This is a genomic window from Micromonospora sp. NPDC047730 (assembly GCF_043204765.1).
Classification (GTDB): domain Bacteria; phylum Actinomycetota; class Actinomycetes; order Mycobacteriales; family Micromonosporaceae; genus Micromonospora.
This window is the reverse complement of the sequence record NZ_JBIDCU010000011.1, coordinates 252,937-266,650: the sequence shown is the minus strand read 5'-3', so window position 1 is coordinate 266,650 and position 13,714 is coordinate 252,937. Positions and strand designations below refer to the sequence as shown.

Below are 13,714 nucleotides of genomic sequence, written 5' to 3'. Positions count from 1 at the left end.
GCCCGGTTACATTCCGAACCCGGAAGCTAAGCCCTCCAGCGCCGATGGTACTGCACTCGGGAGGGTGTGGGAGAGTAGGACACCGCCGGACAATCTTTCGTTCAGGGCCACCCCTTTCGGGGTGGCCCTGAACGCATTTTGATCGAAGCCGGGCCCGTCAGCGGCGGGGACGCCGGGGGCCGGCGAGCCGCAGGGCGTTGCAGACGTCGACGACACCGCGCACGTCCCAGGCGATCTCGGCGGCCACCTGCCGGGCGTCCGGGCCCGCCACGACGCCCGTGAGGATGACGACCCGGTTCTGCGCGGTCACCACGATCTGCTGGCCGCGCGTGGACCAGTCGCTGCTCAACCGCTGGGCGACCAGCGCGGCCAACCGGGCGTCCTCGTCGTCGGGCGCCGGCCGGGGCGACTCGGGACGGAACGCGCCCTCGTCCGGGTACGGCCAGGGCATGAGCATGTGGGCGTCCTCTCGCCGGAGTGCGGGTGCGGGGTGACGGGGCGGCTCAGCGGGACGGCGTGTCGGCCGGCGCCGGGTGACCGGACCGGCCGGCCACGGTGGCCGTCAGCCCGGCGGGCTCGCCCGCCCCGGCCGGAGAGAGCCGCCGGACGGCCTCCTCCGGGCTGACGAAGATCGGGAACAGGCCGTCCAGCCGCATGGTGTGCAGGACGGTGAGGATGAAGCGAGACGGGGCGGCGAGGCAGAGCACGGCACCGCGTTCGCGGGCGTCGCGGTGGGCCCGGACGAGCAGGCCGAGCCCGTTCGCGTCGATCAGGTGGACCCGGGTCAGGTCGACCACGACGTGCCCGCAGACGTCGACCGCCTGCCGCAGCGCGGTCCGCAGGTCGTCGGTGATGTCGACGTCGATGTCACCGGAGGCGGTCGCCACCGCGACGTCGTCGAGGTGGTCCACCCCCAACACCCCACCGGCCACCTGGGCGCCGCGGCCGGCCTCGCCGCCGCGCCCGGCGTCCGCGCCGAGAAGGCTGCAGCGGGGGCAGCGGTGCGGGCCCGTCGCGAAGGGCGAGCCGCTCCAGCCGTGCTCGGCGACCAGGGTCCAGACGACCTCGGCGTCCGGCAGGACGCAGGCGGTTCCCGTCGTCACGTCTCCGCAGCTGTCGCAGATCAGCGTCATCGAGTTGTCGTCCGGTACGACGGTCATGGGGTCTTCCTCCACGGGAGGTCGGGCGAGGCGAAGCGCCGGTCCGCGACCGGCGGCGTCGGGTTGGAATCGAGGTCCGGCCGCGTCCGGCAGGCCGGCACGGGCGTGCGGCGGGGGCCCGCCGTGGCGGCCACGAGAGCGACGCCGAGGACGGCGGAGCCGGCCGGGACGGCCAGGCGCCACAGGCCGGACCGACCGGTGTCGAGGCCGACGATGCGGGCCAGGATGACGCCGAAGACGGCGGTGACGATCCCGGTCACCAGGGCCAGCCAGGCCGGTACCTCCCGCCGGCGGGGGAGCGCCAGCCAGCCCGTCGCGGCGACGAGGAGACCCACGGCGAGTGCGGTGAGGAGACCGGCGACGGTCATCCGCTCCCTCCTCCGCAGGACCGGTCGGCCGGCGGCTGCCGCTCCGGCGGGCCCGGCCCGGCCGCCGTGACCGGCGGGCCGGCCCGGTGTCGTACACCACCCTGGTTGGCGCCCGTGGCGCGGGCCACGCGGTTGTATGACAGTTGCGTGACAAAACCGTCGAACGCCGGACACGGTTGGGCGCTCGCGCCCGCCTTGGGGATGATGCGGGTATGACGGGCGTGCTGGTGATCGAGGACGACGACCGGATCCGTCTGGCGCTGCTGCTCGCGCTCGAGGACGAGGGCTACGCCGTCCGGGGGGCGGCCACAGCCGAGGAGGGGCTGCGGATGCAGCGCCGGGAGCCGGCCGACAACGTGCTGGTCGACCTGATGCTGCCGGGCCTCGACGGCTTCGAGTGCATCCGGCAACTGCGCCGCGACGACGACGTACCCATCGTGGTGGTCAGCGCCCGCGACGACACCCACGACATCGTGGCGGCGTTGGAGGCCGGCGCCGACGACTACGTGGTCAAGCCGGTGGCGGTCAAGGAGCTGTCGGCGCGACTGCGGGCGCTGCGCCGCCGGGCCCGGGCGGTGCCCGCGCCCGTGCCGGTCCTCACGTTCGGCCCATTGGAGATCAGCCCGGACGCGGGGGAGGTGCGCCGGGCCGGCCGACCGGTGCCGGTGACCCGCACCGAGTTCCGGTTGCTGTGCGAGCTGGCCGAGCACGCCGGCCGGGTGCTGTCGCGCCAGCAGTTGCTCCAGCGGGTCTGGGGCTACGACACGGGTGACGAGCGGCTCGTCGACGTGCACGTGGGCCGGCTGCGGCAGAAGATCGAGGACGACCCGGGCAGCCCCCGGCACCTGGTCACCCTGCGCGGCCTCGGCTACAAGCTGACCCGGTGAGGCGGCTCGGGCTGCGGGCCCGGGTGTCCGCCGGATTCGCCGTCGGCGCGCTGCTGCTGTCGGCGTCCATGGCGCTGGTCTCGTACGAGTTGACCCGGCGGTCCCTGCTCGACGAGCGGGAGCGCACCGCGGTGCGGGCGGCGTACTTCGACGCGGCGGTGGTGCGTACCGGGCTGGACACGGAGGACCCCGACGTCGTGGAGGTGCTGCGGTCCCTCGACACCGGCGGCAACCGCCGACCGCTGTTGCACCGCGGCGACGACTGGTACGCCCGCAACGCCGACGCCGGCCTGACCGCCGCGATCCCGGGCGACCTGCAACAGCTCGTCCGGGCGGGGGAGCCGGCCGTGCAGCGGGTGCGGGTCAACGGCCAGCCCACCCTGCTCGTCGGCCTGCCGCTGGCCCCGTCCACCAGCTACTACGAGCTGACCTCGCTGCGCGAGCTGGACGAGACCCTCCAGGTCCTGGCGCTCGCGCTGACCGCCGTCGCCATCGTGGTCGCCGGCTCCGGCGCCGCCCTGGGCTGGTACGCCACCCGGCACAGCCTGCGCCCGTTGACCGCCGTGGCCGACGCCGCCCAGGAGATCGCCGACGGCAACTTCTCCGCCCGGCTCGCGCCGACCACCGACCCGGACCTCACCCGCCTCTCCACGTCGTTCAACCACATGGTCGACCAGCTCTCCCAGCGCATCGAGCGGGATCGCCGCTTCGCCGCCGACGTCAGCCACGAGCTGCGCTCGCCGCTGCAGACCCTGGCGGCGGCGGCCAGCGTCCTGGCCCGCCGCCGGGAGCACCTCGACGACCGGACCGCCACCGCGGCCGGCCTGGTGGCCGACGAGATCACCCGGTTCCAGCAACTGGTCAACGACCTGATCCAGCTCGCCCGCAGCGACCAGCCGGCGGACCGGAGGCCGGTCGACGTGGCGGCGCTGGCCCGTCGGGTGTGCCAGGCGCGCGGGCTGCCGGGCGCGCTCGTGCACGCGGCCGGCGGGGCCGCCACGACCTGGCTGGTCGACCGGCGCCGCGTCGAGCAGATCCTGGCCAACCTGGTCGACAACGCGGTCCGCCACGGCGGTGGCCCGGTGGCGGTGCGGCTGTCGCAGCGGGGCGGGACGGGGATCGTCGAGGTCGACGACGAGGGACCGGGCGTGCCCCCGGCCGACCGGGACGTCGTCTTCGACCGTTTCGTCCGTGGCCGCGCCGCGCACGCCCGCGCGGCCGGCGACGGCACCGGCCTCGGGCTCGCCATCGTCGCCCAGCACGCCGCCGCGCACCGGGGACGCGCCGGTGTGGGCGACCGTCCCGGCGGGGGCGCCCGCTTCCGGGTCGAGCTGCCCGGGGTGTCGTCGTGAGCCGCCGGGCGCGCCGGCCGGGACGGTGGCGGGGTGCCGGTGCTGCGCTCGTCGCCCTCGGGCTGCTCGTCGGCTGCGGCGTCCCGACGGAGGACGCCCCCCGCACCGTGGCGCCCCCGCCCGGGCCGTTCCCCACCTCGGGCACGGTCGTGGCGACCCCGACCCCGACCCTGACGGCGGGGCGGGCGACGGCGGTGCTCTGCTTCGTCCGCGACGACCGTCTGGTGCGCGTCGAGCGCCGGGTGGACGCCACGCCCACCGTCGACGCCCAGCTCCAGCAACTGCTCGCCGGCCCGACCGCCGCCGAGCGCGACAGCGGCCTCAGCACCGCCCTGCCGGGGGCCGTCGCGGCCGCCGTCGCCCGGCCCCGGGGCACCGAGGTCGAGGTCGACGTCGGTGAGGCCGGCGACGAGACGGGCCGCAGCGACGAGGTCCTCGCCTTCGGCCAGATCGTCTGCACCCTGACCGCCCGCTCCGACGTCGACACCGTGGCGTTCCTGCGGGGTGGGGCGCCGCTCGGGGTGCCGCGCGCCGACGGGTCGCTGTCCCGGCGCCCCCTCACCGTCGCCGACTACGCCGACCTCGTCGCGCCCCGGTGACGGCCGGCCTCCCCGCCTGGCCGACCTCGCCGCGCGGGGCGTGCGCCGGCTGATGGTGGAGGGCGGGCCGACCGTGCTCGCGCAGTTCCTCACCGCCGGCCTCGCCGACGAGTTGCACCTGGTGGTGGCCCCGTTCTTCGTCGGCGACCGCCGGGCGCCCCGGTTCGTCGGCGACGGCCGGTTCCCGTGGCACCCCGGCCGCCGCGCCCGGGTGGCGGAGGCCCGCCAGATCGGCGACGTGGTGCTGATCCGCTACGCCCTCTCGGCGCGGGAGCGCCTCCGGCGGTCAGCGGCGCGCCTCGAACGACTCCCGGTCGAGGAACATCAGCCGGGCCCGCTTGTCGGGCAGGTCGATCAGCGGGCCGGCGACGAAGCCGGTCCGCAGCAGCCGGTCCACCGCCTTGTCGTTGCGCGCGTCCGGCTCCATCACGATCCGCCGGCGCAGCGGGTCGGCGAAGACGAAGCCGAGGAACACGCCCAGCAGCGCGCCCGTGAAGCCCCGCTCGGTCGTGGTCGGCGGGCCGATCAGCAGGTGCGCCCCGTGGTCGCCGGGCCGGACGTCGTAGCACTGGCCGACCGGGTCGGCCGCTGGCTCGTACGTCTGGAACAGCGCGACCGGCACGCCGTCGCGGTGCACGAGCCACGCGTGGTGGGTGGTCAGCGAGTCCAGGTAGCGGTAGATCTCGGCGACCCGCTCGCGACCCGCGTCGCGCATGCCCCAGAACCGGGCCCGTTCCTCGCTGACCCAACCGTGGATCAGGTCGATGTCGGTGTCCGGGTCGACGGGGCGGATCGTGACCCGGCCGAACCCGTCGACGTCCTCTCCGTGGGTGTTGGTCGCCTCACGCATCGCGCCCACCGTACGACGATTCCGGTCGATGCGCGCGGACGTGGCCCCCGCGTGGCGCCGGGCTGACGCGAGGCGGCGGCTCAAGCGGGTTCCCGCTGGCGACCGCGACCGCCGGGGCCCGGCGGCGGGCGGCGGGGACGACCAGGGGGGTGCCGGTCTCCGGGTCGTCGATGACCCGGCAGGGCAGCCGGAAGACCTCCTCGACCAGCTCCGCGGTGACCACCTCCCGGGGCGGGCCGGCGGCGACCACCCGCCCGTCGCGCATCGCGATCAGGTGCGTCGCGTAGCGGGCGGCGTGGTTGAGGTCGTGCAGCACCGCCACCAGGGTGCGGCCCTGCTCCTCGTGCAGCCGGGCGCAGAGGTCGAGGATCTCGATCTGGTGGGCGATGTCCAGGTAGGTGGTCGGCTCGTCCAGCAGCAGCAGGGGCGTCTGCTGGGCCAGCGCCATCGCGATCCACACCCGCTGCCGCTGCCCGCCGGACAGTTCGTCGACCGGTCGGTCGGCCAGGTCGGCCACCCCGGTCGCGGCCATCGACTCGGCGACCACCCGCTCGTCCTCGCGCGACCACTGCCGCAGCAGCCCCTGGTGCGGGTACCGGCCGCGTGCGACGAGTTCGGCGACGCCGATGCCGTCCGGGGCGACGGACGTCTGCGGCAGCAGGCCGAGGGTGCGCGCGACGCCCCGGGCCGGCAGCCGGTGGATGTCCTCCCCGTCCAGCAGCACCGCCCCGGCCGTCGGCTTCAGCAGCCGGGACAGGGCGCGCAGCAGGGTCGACTTGCCGCAGGCGTTGGGGCCGATGATGACGGTGAAGGAGCGGTCGGGCACGGCGACGCTCAGGTCCTCGGCGATGGTCCGCCGTTCGTAGGCGAGGGTCATCGCGTTGCCGCTCAGCCGGGACTGCATGCTCCGTGCTCCGTTCTCGTCGTGGGTGGCCCGCCGGCCGTGCGCGGTCACAGCCGGCCGGCCCGGCGTTCGGTGGCGAGCAGCCAGATCAGGTAGGCGCCGCCCAGCACCCCGGTCACCACGCCCACCGGCAGTTGGTGCCCGGGGAACGCGCGTACCGCGAGCTGGTCGGCGGCGACCAGCAGCACGGCCCCGACGGCCGCCGACGGCAGCAGGTTCGGCCCCGGCGCCCGGGTCAGCCGCCGGGCCAGGTGCGGCGCGGTGAGCGCCACGAAGTTCACCGGCCCGGCGGCGGCCGCGGCGAGGGAGACCAGCAGCACCGCCGCCGCCAGCACGACCAGGCGCACCCGCTCCACGCGTACGCCGAGGGCGGCGGCGCTGTCGTCGCCCATCTCGACCAGGCGCAGGGCCGGCCCGAAGCCGACCAGCAGCACGGGCACCAGCACCGCCAGCGCGACCAGCAGCGGCAGCGCGTTGACCCAGCCGCGCCCGTCCAGGCTGCCGGTGAGCCAGAGCACGGCGCGGGCGGCGTCCATCAGCTGGGCCCGGGTCAGCAGCCAGCCGTTGACGCCGGTGAGGATCGCCATGGTGCCGATGCCGACCAGGATCAGCCGGAACCCGTGCACGCCGCGCCGCCAGGCGAGCGCGTACACCAGGATGCCGGTGGCGAGGCCGCCGACCACCGCCGCCGAGGCCAGCAGCATGCTGCTGCCGCCGAGCACCACCACGACCAGCGCGCCGGTCGACGCGCCCTGGGTGAAGCCGAGCATGTCGGGGCTGCCCAGCGGGTTGCGGACCAGCGACTGGAAGACCGCGCCGGCCAGCGCGAGCGCGGCGCCGACGCAGAGCGCGGTCACCAGTCGGGGCAGCCGCAGCTCGGTGACGATGAACTCCTCGGCCGGGCTGCCCCGGCCGGCGAGGGCCCGCAGCACGTCGGCGGGGCTCATCGGGTAGTCGCCGCTGCCGATGGCGAGCACGCTCAGCGCCAGGGCGAGCACCACGCAGGTGAGGCCGACGGCGACGGCGCGGGGGCGCAGCCGCAGGGACACGCCGCCGGGGGTGCGGATGGTGATCACGGGTGGGCCACCCGCCCGCGCAGTACCAGCCAGAGGAAGAGTGGCCCGCCCGCCACGGCGGTCACCATGCCGACCTGGAGCTCGCCCGGCCGGCTCAGCACCCGGCCCAGCACGTCGGCGCCGAGCAGCAGCACCGGGGCGAGCACCGCGCAGTACGGCAGCAGCCAGCGCAGGTCCGGCCCGGTGAGCGCGCGGACCAGGTGCGGCACGAGCAGACCGACGAAGACGATCGGCCCGCAGGCCGCCGTGGCGGCGCCGCAGAGCAGCGTGATCGCCACGATGACGGTGCCCCGGACGAGGGCCGGCCGGGCGCCGAGCGCGCGCGCCGCGTCGTCGCCGAGCGCCAGTGCGTTGAGCGCGCGGGTGGCGGCCAGGGCGACCAGCAGGCCCGCCGCGACGAACGGCGCGACCGTGCGTACGGTCGATGCCTCGGCGCCGGCCAGCGAGCCGACCGTCCAGAACCGCAGCCGTTCCAGCGACGCCGTGTCGAGCAGCATCACCGCGCTGACGTACGAGTAGAGGGTGGCGTTGAGCGCCGCGCCGGCCAGCGCCAGCCGGGCGGGGGTGGCCCCGCGCCCGCCGCCGACGAGGTAGACGGCGGCGGTGACGACGGCCGCGCCGAGCAGCGCGAACCAGACCTGGCCGCCGACGCCGCCGATGCCGAGCAGCGCCGCCGCGCTGGCCACCGCCGCCGAGGCGCCGGCGTTGATGCCGAGCAGCCCGGGGTCGGCCAGCGGGTTGCGGGTCAGCGCCTGCATCACCGCGCCGGCCACGCCGAGCGCCGCGCCGGCGAGCAGGCCGAGCAGCGTGCGCGGCAGCCGCATCCGGTGCACGACGGCGTACTCGGCGGCGTCGCGGTGCAGCAGGCCCTGCCACACGTCGGTGAGCGGGAGCTGCTTGGCGCCCACGGCGATGCTGAGCAGCGTGACGGCGACGAGCAGCAGCACCGACGCCGCGAGGCCGGTGGCCCGCAGCGCGGCGCGGCCACGCCGGGGCGTGACGGGCGGTGCCGGTGGCGCGCCGATGCGTGAGGTGAGGGTGGCGGACAGTGTGGGCTCCGATGTGGTGCGTGATTCCGGGCGGGGCTTGACAGCGATTTAGGTTAGGTTAACCTAACCCCGCTGTCCATGGTCCTTCGCCCGACCCTGATCGAAAGACATCGCCATGCCGCATCCCGTGTCCGCCCGCCGACTCTCCCGCCGGGGCCTGCTCGCCGCCGGTGGCGCCGCCACCCTGGCCGCCCTGCTCGCCGGCTGCGGCCGGGACGACGACTCCGCCCCCGCCGCAGCCGGCTCCGGCGGACCGTGGTCGTTCACCGACGACCGCAACGAGAAGGTGAGTGCCGCCAACCGCCCGACCCGGGTGGTCGCCTTCACCGGGGTCGCCGCGGCGCTGGTCGACTTCGGACTCGACAAGCAGATCGTCGGCGTGTTCGGTGAGACGAAGCGCGCCGACGGCACCGCCGAGCCGCAGGCCGGCGACCTGAACGTGGACGCCGTGCAGGTCCTCGGCAACGTCTGGGGCGAGTTCAGCCTGGAGAAGTACGCGGCCCTGCGACCGGAACTGCTCGTCACCCACATGTACGACCCGGGCGCCCTGTGGTACGTGCCGGACGAGAGCAAGGACAAGATCCTCCCGCTCGCCCCCAGCGTGGCGATCACCACCGCCCGGGTGCCGATGACCAAGCCGATCGAGCGGTACGCGCAGCTCGCCGAGTCCCTCGGCGCCGACCTGTCCGCGAAGAAGGTCACCGACGCGAAGGCCCGCTTCGAGGCCGCCGCCGAGGCGGTCCGCCAGGCGGTCAGGGCGAACCCGGGCATCAAGGTGCTGGCCTCCTCCGGCAGCCCCGACCTGTTCTACGTCTCCAACCCGAAGGTCAGCACCGACCTGATGTACTTCGCCGAGCTGGGCGTGGAGATCGTCGTCCCCACCAAGCTGGAGGCCGGCGACTACTTCGAGGCCCTCAGCTGGGAGAACGCGGGCAAGTTCCCGGCCGACCTGATCCTGCTCGACAACCGCAGCACCGCCCTGCAGCCCAAGGACATGGCCAGCAAGCCGACCTGGCAGCAACTCCCGGCGGTGAAGGCCAACCAGATCACCCCGTGGGACGCGGTGCCCCGCTTCTCGTACGCCGGCGCCGCGCCGCTGCTGGAGAACCTGGCCACCGCCATCCGGAACGCGAAGAAGGTGACCGCGTGACCACGGCGGTCGCCCTCCAGTACCGCTTCTACGCCGCGCAGGTCGTCGGCGCACGGCGGATCGGCGCCTCCCTGATCCGGGTCACCCTCGGCGGGCCGGACCTGGCCGACTTCGCCGGCGGCGGCCGGGACCAGAGCGTCTCCCTGTTCCTGCCGCACCCCGGCCAGCCCGCGCCGGTGCTCCCGGTCGAGGCGGGGGAGGACTGGTTCGGCGCGTACCGGGCGATGGACCCCGACGTGCGCGCGGTGATGCGCTCCTACACCATCCGGGAGCAGCGGCCCGAGCTCGCCGAGGTGGACATCGACTTCGTCGGCCACGGCGACACCGGCCCCGCCTCCCGCTGGGCGGGGCACGCCCTGCCGGGCGACCGGGTGGTGCTGCTCGGCCCGGCCGTGCGCGACAACCGCAGCGTCTGCTTCCGCCCCCCGGCCGGCACCGACTCCGTGCTGCTCGTCGCCGACGAGACCGCCCTGCCCGCCGCCGCCGGCATCCTGGCCTGGCTGCCCGCCGACGCCCGGGTCCGGGCCTGGATCGAGGTCCCCGACGTGGCGGACATCCAGGAGCTGCCCACCGCCGCGCGCGCCGAGGTGAGCTGGGTCGTCCGGGGTGGCACCGCCCCCGGCAGCACCCTGCTGGCGGACGCGGTCCGCGCCGCGCGGCTGCCGGCCGGCACCCCGTACGCCTGGGTCGCCGGCGAGTCGTCGATGGTGCGCGCGGTGCGGCGGCACCTCGTCGGCGAGCGCGGCATCGACCGGCGGCACGTCACGTTCTCCGGCTACTGGCGTCGCGGCGCCTCGGAGGAGGACCTGCGCGCCGAGGCGACCGCCGCGGCCGTCGCCTGACGGTCGGCGGCGGCACAGCTGCGGTTCCGGCGCCGCCCGGTGGACCGGGCGGCGCCGGGTCAGAACTCCTGGTACATCACGTGCAGGCCGACCCGGCCGAGGGTGGGGTGCGCGAACGCGCCGGGCACGGTGCCGACCACGGTGAAGCCCTCGCGCCGGTACAGCTCGACGGCCGAGGTGTTCGTCTCGACCACCGCGTTGAACTGCATGCCCGCGTACCCCCGGTCGCGGGCCCAGTCGAGCGCGTGCCGGCACAGCGCGGTGCCCACGCCCCGGCCGCGCGCCGCGCGGTCGACCATGAAGCTCGCGGTGGAGACGTGCGACCCCGGCCCGGGGCGGTTGGTGCCCATCTTGGCGGTGCCGAGCACCCGGTCGCCGTCGACCGCCACCACGGTGCGGCCCGGCGCGGCCTCCACCCACATGTCGTACGCCTGCTCGGCGGTCATCTCCGGGTCGTAGGGGAAGGTCTCCCGCGCCCGCACCACCTCCCGGACGATCGGCCACACCTGGGCCCAGTCGGCCTCGTCGAACTCGCGGATCAGCACGCCGGCACCCTAGGGGGCCGCCACCGGGTCGGCAAGGCGTTTCCGGCGGGACCGGACCGCGCACGACAGCGTGTCGCCGCCGCCTCGCGGAGGGCTGACGTGTAAGGAGGGGTCCCTTCCTAACGCATTGCGTTAGGAAGGGACCCCTCCTTAGGCGCCGCCGGACTCGGCACCCGGTCACGCCGCTACAGCGGTGCGGGCAGGGGGTCCTCCTCGGAGGCGGCGCGCGGGCCGGGGGCGGCCCACGGCGTTCCGCGCCCCGGCCAGGGCGAACACGCTACGGGTCAGCGCGAGGGCCCCGGCCACCACGGCGACGGCCACGGCGGCGTGACCGATGTCCGGTGTCCAGAGCATCAGCGTGCCCAGGCCGCCGCCCACGGACGAGGGCAGCACCCAGAGCACGGCAACGGCCAGCGCCGCCCAGCCGACCGCCCAGGCGGCGGCCGCGACCAGCGCCTTTCTGCCCGGCGGGGGACCGGTGCGGCGCCGACGCACTCCGCCGAGCACCGTACCGACCAGGACGACCACGAGCAGGCCGGCGACGCCGAACAGCGCGGGGGCGACCGAGAGCAGGAGGGTGTCGTTCGCCGCTGGTGCGGTCGGAGCGCCGAGCAGAATTCGCGCGATGTCGAAACCGGCCGAGGCGAGCGCCGGGTCGGCGGCCGGGTGGTAAAGGTTGGCCAGCACGATCACGGCCAGCTCGGAGTCGGGCACCAGCACGACGTGGGCGAAGTAGCCGGGCGTGGCGCCGGCGTGCCAGACCAGCCGTGCGCCGTTGCCCGCCAGCGTCGTGTCGCGCCAGCCCAGGGCGTACCGGCCGCCGCTGCCGATGGCGGCCTGGCCGAGGTGCGACTGCGCGACGCCGGCGGCCGACAGCAGTTGGGACTCCCCGTGCCGGCCGCCGTTGAGCTGGGCGATAGCGAAGTGGCCGAGGTCGGCGAGGCTGGCGGTCAGGTAGCCGTACGGGACGCCGGAGGTGTCGTACGGCGGGTCGAAGCCCTGCGGTCGACCGAGGTAGCGGCGGTGGCCGGCGGGCAGGCCAACCCGCTCCGCCTCGTCGGCGGTGGCCGCCGTCTGCCGCATCCGCAACGGATCGAAAACGGTGCGACGCAGGTGGTCGGCGAAGGTGCTACCGGTGACCTCCTCGACGAGCGCACCGAGCACCATGTAGTTGCCGTCGCTGTACCGGTGTTCCGCACCCGGCGGCCCGACGAGCGGCACGTCGGCGAGGTCCCGTACCGACCGGGCCAGCCCGCCGGGGGTGTTGTCGTAGCGGTCGGTCAGGCCCCTGGTGGCGACCTCGGGCAGCCCGCTGGTCTGGGTGAGCAGGTGCCGGACGGTGATCCGTGCGGTCGCCGTCGCGTCGCCCAGCCGCAACCAGGGCACGTACGCACGCGCCGGCGCGTCGAGATCGATCCGGCCTGCCTCGGCGAGCTGCAGCACCGCCAGCGCGGTGAACGGTTTGCTCACCGAGCCGAGCAGGAAGGGTGTCTGCGCGGTCACCGGCGCGCCGTCGCCGGTGACTCCGGCGGCGTGTTCCTGCACGACCTGGTCCCCGCGTACGACGGCCGCCGCGAGCCCGGGTATGCGGTTGGTGTCCCGGTAGCGGTCCAGGTACGCCTGCACCCGGGCGGTCTCGTCCTCGGCGGCGTGTGCCGGGATTCCGCCGGCGGTCGCCAGGCAGACGACCGCGGCCAGGACGGCGACGGTACGTCGTAGCTGATGTCTCACTGTGCTCTTCCTGTCTGTGGGATTCCGGTTCAGCCGATCTGGCTGAGCAGGCGCTCCAGCTCGGTCAGACGTGCCCTGACCTGCGCCAACTCCGTGTGGGTCGCCTGGACGTCCGACCGCAGGCCGGTCAGCTCCGCGGTCGTCTGCCGCGCGTTCTCGGCCAGCCGGGCCTGCGCGTCCCCGGCCTGCTCGGCGAGGGCGCGGTACTGCGCCTCCCGAGCGGCGGCGTGCCGGGCCCGGTAGATGCCCAGCGCCACGAACGCCACGATCGCCACCAGGGCGATCAACAGAACCGTCCATGTGACGATCGCGACCTGGGCGATGTCGTCCTCGGCTGCTGCTGTGATCATTTCTTGTCCTTTCCGAAGCCACCGGCTTCCAACGTCGGTACGGCGGCCGCGACCGTCGCGGGCGTCAGCGTCAGCGCGAACGGAACCACCTCGAACCACTTCACCGAGTTGCCGTCGGGCGCCGTCTCCAACGAGCCGGTGACGAGCCCGGCGGCCTCCAGCCGCTGCAGATGCATGTAGAGCAGGGGCCGGTTCATCTCCAGGCGCCGCGCCAGCGCGCTGACGTAGCTGCGGCCCTCGGCGAGCGTGGCGATGATCCGCAGTCGGTGCGGACTCGCGAGCGCGGCGAGCGCGGCGAGCAGTTCCTCCCCGTTCGGCTGCGTCTCGTCCATCACCTGCACCTTTCCGGGTGTCAGAAATCAATGACACCCCCCTGTCAGAAGATACTGACACGGGAGGGGCGAAAGCGCCAGCGACCAGTGTTCGACGCCACCGTCGTCCGCGCCCAGGCCCGTGATCCGGTCGGCTCCCGGCCCGGCGACCGAGGACATCGCGATCTTCCGGGGCAGGCCGAACCCCTGCCGCCGTCGGGCGCGCGGAGCGTCACGCGGCGACCGCGTCAGCTCCCGGCGAGGCCGCGGCGGAGCAGGTCGGCCGGGAGGGCGTGCCGCCGCGGGTCGGTGCGCGCCGTGATGCCCGGGCTCGGCATCGCCACCGTGCGCCGGCCGGGGCCGAGTGACGCCAGGAGGCATCCGGCCACGTCGTCGGCGGTGGGCGTCCGCTGCGTGGGGCAGGGCCTGCTCACCGGCAGCGCCGTCGGACCAGGCCGGTACGGCGGTCGCCGCCCGGCCGTCCCGTCGACCCGCCGCCGTCCCGGCCCGGGCGCGCCCACCCTCGGCCGTGCGGCGGGC

The 13,714-nt window shown here is 75.3% G+C and carries 17 protein-coding genes, 1 rRNA gene and 1 pseudogene; 7 read left to right on the top strand and 12 right to left on the bottom strand.

Features of this window, described 5'->3' with window-relative positions; genetic code table 11:
* Window positions 1–91 (top strand): 5S ribosomal RNA (gene rrf, locus ACGF5G_RS24580); the annotation flags it as partial.
* Window positions 92–157: 66 nt separating this feature from the next.
* Here rrf and ACGF5G_RS24575 read toward each other — a convergent pair.
* The 3 genes from ACGF5G_RS24575 to ACGF5G_RS24565 are packed head-to-tail and all read right to left on the bottom strand — an operon-like array spanning window position 158 to window position 1,528.
* Window positions 158–457: a BON domain-containing protein gene (locus ACGF5G_RS24575; RefSeq protein ID WP_393266586.1), complete on the bottom strand. Its 300-nt coding sequence runs from the start codon at window positions 455–457 to the stop codon at window positions 158–160.
* Between the two features lie 46 nt (window positions 458–503).
* Window positions 504–1,160, bottom strand: coding sequence for an STAS domain-containing protein (locus ACGF5G_RS24570; protein ID WP_393266583.1), 657 nt, complete (start codon window positions 1,158–1,160; stop codon window positions 504–506).
* Complete coding sequence (locus ACGF5G_RS24565) at window positions 1,157–1,528, bottom strand: GlsB/YeaQ/YmgE family stress response membrane protein (protein ID WP_393266581.1); 372 nt, start codon at window positions 1,526–1,528, stop codon at window positions 1,157–1,159. Before ACGF5G_RS24565 ends, ACGF5G_RS24570 begins: the two co-directional genes overlap by 4 nt.
* Before the next feature lie 212 nt (window positions 1,529–1,740).
* Here ACGF5G_RS24565 and ACGF5G_RS24560 point away from each other — a divergent pair, with 212 nt between their 5' ends.
* The 4 genes and pseudogenes from ACGF5G_RS24560 to ACGF5G_RS24545 all read left to right on the top strand — a co-directional run.
* Window positions 1,741–2,415 (top strand): response regulator transcription factor, encoded by a 675-nt coding sequence (locus ACGF5G_RS24560; protein WP_350686351.1) that lies wholly within the window; start codon window positions 1,741–1,743, stop codon window positions 2,413–2,415.
* Window positions 2,412–3,767 (top strand): sensor histidine kinase, encoded by a 1,356-nt coding sequence (locus ACGF5G_RS24555; protein WP_393266578.1) that lies wholly within the window; start codon window positions 2,412–2,414, stop codon window positions 3,765–3,767. The genes ACGF5G_RS24560 and ACGF5G_RS24555 overlap by 4 nt, the downstream gene beginning before the upstream one ends.
* Window positions 3,764–4,366: a GerMN domain-containing protein gene (locus ACGF5G_RS24550; protein WP_393266576.1), complete on the top strand. Its 603-nt coding sequence runs from the start codon at window positions 3,764–3,766 to the stop codon at window positions 4,364–4,366. Before ACGF5G_RS24555 ends, ACGF5G_RS24550 begins: the two co-directional genes overlap by 4 nt.
* Before the next feature lie 52 nt (window positions 4,367–4,418).
* A pseudogene (locus ACGF5G_RS24545) lies at window positions 4,419–4,553 on the top strand (dihydrofolate reductase family protein); the annotation flags it as partial.
* Window positions 4,554–4,652: 99 nt separating this feature from the next.
* On the opposite strand, the gene ACGF5G_RS24540 reads toward ACGF5G_RS24545, so the two are convergent.
* From ACGF5G_RS24540 to ACGF5G_RS24525, 4 genes are read right to left on the bottom strand one after another with little or no spacing between them, the layout of a single operon-like run.
* Complete coding sequence (locus ACGF5G_RS24540) at window positions 4,653–5,216, bottom strand: GNAT family N-acetyltransferase (RefSeq protein WP_393266573.1); 564 nt, start codon at window positions 5,214–5,216, stop codon at window positions 4,653–4,655.
* On the bottom strand, window positions 5,209–6,120 hold the full coding sequence (locus ACGF5G_RS24535; RefSeq protein WP_393266570.1) for an ABC transporter ATP-binding protein: 912 nt from the start codon (window positions 6,118–6,120) through the stop codon (window positions 5,209–5,211). Before ACGF5G_RS24535 ends, ACGF5G_RS24540 begins: the two co-directional genes overlap by 8 nt.
* A 47-nt stretch (window positions 6,121–6,167) precedes the next feature.
* Window positions 6,168–7,196, bottom strand: a complete 1,029-nt coding sequence (locus tag ACGF5G_RS24530) for a FecCD family ABC transporter permease (RefSeq protein WP_393266568.1) — start codon at window positions 7,194–7,196, stop codon at window positions 6,168–6,170.
* Window positions 7,193–8,293, bottom strand: a complete 1,101-nt coding sequence (locus tag ACGF5G_RS24525; protein ID WP_393266611.1) for a FecCD family ABC transporter permease — start codon at window positions 8,291–8,293, stop codon at window positions 7,193–7,195. Before ACGF5G_RS24525 ends, ACGF5G_RS24530 begins: the two co-directional genes overlap by 4 nt.
* A 67-nt stretch (window positions 8,294–8,360) precedes the next feature.
* On the opposite strand from ACGF5G_RS24525, the gene ACGF5G_RS24520 reads away from it, so the two are divergent.
* Together ACGF5G_RS24520 and ACGF5G_RS24515 are read left to right on the top strand one after the other, a co-directional pair.
* On the top strand, window positions 8,361–9,395 hold the full coding sequence (locus tag ACGF5G_RS24520; protein WP_393266566.1) for an ABC transporter substrate-binding protein: 1,035 nt from the start codon (window positions 8,361–8,363) through the stop codon (window positions 9,393–9,395).
* Window positions 9,392–10,237 carry a siderophore-interacting protein gene (locus tag ACGF5G_RS24515; protein ID WP_393266564.1) on the top strand — a complete coding sequence of 282 codons (846 nt, stop codon included), beginning with the start codon at window positions 9,392–9,394 and terminating at the stop codon, window positions 10,235–10,237. The genes ACGF5G_RS24520 and ACGF5G_RS24515 overlap by 4 nt, the downstream gene beginning before the upstream one ends.
* Window positions 10,238–10,296: 59 nt before the next feature.
* Here ACGF5G_RS24515 and ACGF5G_RS24510 read toward each other — a convergent pair whose 3' ends face one another.
* The 5 genes from ACGF5G_RS24510 to ACGF5G_RS24490 all read right to left on the bottom strand — a co-directional run bounded on the left by ACGF5G_RS24510 (window position 10,297) and on the right by ACGF5G_RS24490 (window position 13,608).
* A complete protein-coding gene (locus ACGF5G_RS24510; RefSeq protein ID WP_393266561.1) occupies window positions 10,297–10,782 on the bottom strand; it encodes a GNAT family N-acetyltransferase in 486 nt (161 codons plus the stop codon).
* 177 nt (window positions 10,783–10,959) lie between these two features.
* On the bottom strand, window positions 10,960–12,513 hold the full coding sequence (locus ACGF5G_RS24505) for a serine hydrolase domain-containing protein (RefSeq protein ID WP_393266559.1): 1,554 nt from the start codon (window positions 12,511–12,513) through the stop codon (window positions 10,960–10,962).
* Between the two features lie 29 nt (window positions 12,514–12,542).
* On the bottom strand, window positions 12,543–12,863 hold the full coding sequence (locus ACGF5G_RS24500; RefSeq protein WP_357461682.1) for a hypothetical protein: 321 nt from the start codon (window positions 12,861–12,863) through the stop codon (window positions 12,543–12,545).
* Complete coding sequence (locus tag ACGF5G_RS24495) at window positions 12,860–13,195, bottom strand: winged helix-turn-helix domain-containing protein (RefSeq protein WP_357461684.1); 336 nt, start codon at window positions 13,193–13,195, stop codon at window positions 12,860–12,862. The genes ACGF5G_RS24500 and ACGF5G_RS24495 overlap by 4 nt, the downstream gene beginning before the upstream one ends.
* Before the next feature lie 227 nt (window positions 13,196–13,422).
* Window positions 13,423–13,608, bottom strand: a complete 186-nt coding sequence (locus ACGF5G_RS24490; protein ID WP_393266556.1) for a hypothetical protein — start codon at window positions 13,606–13,608, stop codon at window positions 13,423–13,425.
* Window positions 13,609–13,714 lie beyond the last annotated feature (106 nt).

Coding starts and splice junctions, on each gene's coding strand:
- ACGF5G_RS24575 (WP_393266586.1), bottom strand. CDS start 457: ATGCTCATGCCCTGGCCGTACCCGGACGAGGGCGCGTTCCGTCCCGAG.
- ACGF5G_RS24565 (WP_393266581.1), bottom strand. CDS start 1,528: ATGACCGTCGCCGGTCTCCTCACCGCACTCGCCGTGGGTCTCCTCGTC.
- ACGF5G_RS24570 (WP_393266583.1), bottom strand. CDS start 1,160: ATGACCGTCGTACCGGACGACAACTCGATGACGCTGATCTGCGACAGC.
- ACGF5G_RS24560 (WP_350686351.1), top strand. CDS start 1,741: ATGACGGGCGTGCTGGTGATCGAGGACGACGACCGGATCCGTCTGGCG.
- ACGF5G_RS24540 (WP_393266573.1), bottom strand. CDS start 5,216: ATGCGTGAGGCGACCAACACCCACGGAGAGGACGTCGACGGGTTCGGC.
- ACGF5G_RS24495 (WP_357461684.1), bottom strand. CDS start 13,195: ATGGACGAGACGCAGCCGAACGGGGAGGAACTGCTCGCCGCGCTCGCC.
- ACGF5G_RS24520 (WP_393266566.1), top strand. CDS start 8,361: ATGCCGCATCCCGTGTCCGCCCGCCGACTCTCCCGCCGGGGCCTGCTC.
- ACGF5G_RS24535 (WP_393266570.1), bottom strand. CDS start 6,120: ATGCAGTCCCGGCTGAGCGGCAACGCGATGACCCTCGCCTACGAACGG.
- ACGF5G_RS24500 (WP_357461682.1), bottom strand. CDS start 12,863: ATGATCACAGCAGCAGCCGAGGACGACATCGCCCAGGTCGCGATCGTC.